The sequence below is a fragment of the Pseudomonas sp. HMWF006 genome, from assembly GCF_003061205.1.
In the GTDB taxonomy this organism is placed as follows: domain Bacteria; phylum Pseudomonadota; class Gammaproteobacteria; order Pseudomonadales; family Pseudomonadaceae; genus Aquipseudomonas; species Aquipseudomonas monsensis.
In genome coordinates this window covers 3,308-4,890 of sequence record NZ_QAIU01000488.1, presented here as the reverse complement: position 1 = coordinate 4,890, position 1,583 = coordinate 3,308, and the positions used below count along the sequence as shown (strand labels likewise).

The following is a 1,583-nucleotide window of genomic DNA, read 5'->3' as shown; positions in this document are numbered from 1 at the left end:
ATTACCGCCCTTTAAGGGTGTCCAGAATCATTAAGCCAGATCAACCGAGTTGTCTTGCGGGGTGCATCGACCTGGAGGATCTTGGTGATTATGGTTCGGTGAAGGATCTTGGTGATTAAGGGTTTGGTGATTCTGGGGCTTCGCGAGTGGAAGCTACCCTCACCCCAGCCCTCTCCCGGAGGGAGAGGGGGCCGACCGTGTTGTCTTGCGGGGTGCATCGACGTGGAAGACCTTGGTGATTATGGTTCGGTGAAGGAACTTGGCGATTATCGCTTTGGTGAAAGACCCTGGTGATTATGGCTTCAGGGAAGAACCTTCGATTTGGCTTTGTGAGCTTGGCAATTGTGGATTCAATGAAAGGCTTTCAAGTCGGTGTAGCTCTCGAATATCCCCGAATCGGTTCCCTCTCCCTCTGGGAGAGGGCTAGGGTGAGGGGCTTTGCGTTCGGGACAACAATGTCTCCAGCCTGGCCAACGGCGGCGCATCCTGGTTGCGGTCGAATACCTGGATGCCAATTTTGAGCAACCGTCCATTTTCGGCTGCGCTGATCAATTGCTCACACCGCAACAACAACCGTCCCTGATCGCAATCAACAGCCTTCATTCCCACCGGCAATCGCCCCTCCAACCGTAACTCCGCCATCCGACTCTGCGCCGCAATCAGCGCCACCGACCGATCCCTTAAAACCCCGCTGCTCTGCGTCATCAACCCCGCCACGCGCACAGCCGCCGACATCGCCACGGCAATAATCGCCAGCGCCACCAGCACTTCGATCAGGGTGAAACCCGCTTCTCGGGAACGCGCACGCATACATGGCCCAAAGCCAAAACACAGCCCTCGACGCTAACCCGCGTGCTTGACGGCTTGACGACGAAAACTCCCGAGGATTTTCAACATCCCTGACATATCTTCTTGCAACACTGCGCGTCGAATCGAATCAAGCCAGGGAATGTCGAGATGGATATCGCACCTTTCAAATCGCTTCAGCAACCGATGCGCCCGCCGCGTGGTCAGCAGGGTTTTACCCTGATCGAGATCATGGTGGTGGTGGTGATTCTGGGGATTCTCGCGGCGATGGTGGTGCCCAAGGTGCTCGATCGTCCCGATCAGGCGCGGGCCACGGCGGCGAAGCAGGACATTGGCGGGTTGATGCAGGCCCTGAAGCTGTATCGCCTCGACCACGGCACTTACCCGAGCATGAACCAGGGGCTGAAGGTGTTGGTGGAGCGGCCGGCGGATGCGAAGAACAGCAATTGGCGCTCGTACCTGGAACGCCTGCCGAACGATCCGTGGGGGCGTCCTTATCAGTACCTCAACCCCGGCGCCAACGGCGAGATCGACATCTTTTCCCTCGGCGCCGACGGTCAGCCTGACGGCGACGGCGTGAATGCCGACATCGGTTCGTGGCAGCTGTAAGGCCGTCCATGGACAGCCGTTCGCCGAACCGGGCGAAGCAGCAAGGGATGGCGATTATCAGCGCGTTGCTGATCGCGGCCGTGGTGGCGGTGATTGCGGCGGGCATGCTCACCCGCCAAAGCGTTTCGACTCGTGCGTTGGAAGCGGATCAGCAGCGCGTGCAGGGC

Annotated in this window: 2 protein-coding genes and 1 pseudogene; 2 read left to right on the top strand and 1 reads right to left on the bottom strand. The window is 58.9% G+C overall.

What is annotated here, in order from left to right; translation table 11 throughout:
• Window positions 1-423: 423 nt before the first annotated feature.
• Complete coding sequence (gene gspI / locus DBR24_RS21300; RefSeq protein WP_128615736.1) at window positions 424-810, bottom strand: type II secretion system minor pseudopilin GspI; 387 nt, start codon at window positions 808-810, stop codon at window positions 424-426.
• Window positions 811-957: 147 nt separating this feature from the next.
• Between gspI and gspG the strand changes: the two genes are divergently transcribed.
• A complete protein-coding gene (gene gspG, locus DBR24_RS21295) occupies window positions 958-1,416 on the top strand; it encodes a type II secretion system major pseudopilin GspG (protein WP_123468104.1) in 459 nt (152 codons plus the stop codon).
• A gap of 8 nt (window positions 1,417-1,424) precedes the next feature.
• Window positions 1,425-1,583: pseudogene (locus DBR24_RS33135) on the top strand (type II secretion system minor pseudopilin GspK); the annotation flags it as partial.

Bases quoted from the DNA above. Each gene is read 5' to 3' on its own strand.
- gspI (WP_128615736.1), bottom strand. From the start codon at position 810: ATGCGTGCGCGTTCCCGAGAAGCGGGTTTCACCCTGATCGAAGTGCTG.
- gspG (WP_123468104.1), top strand. From the start codon at position 958: ATGGATATCGCACCTTTCAAATCGCTTCAGCAACCGATGCGCCCGCCG.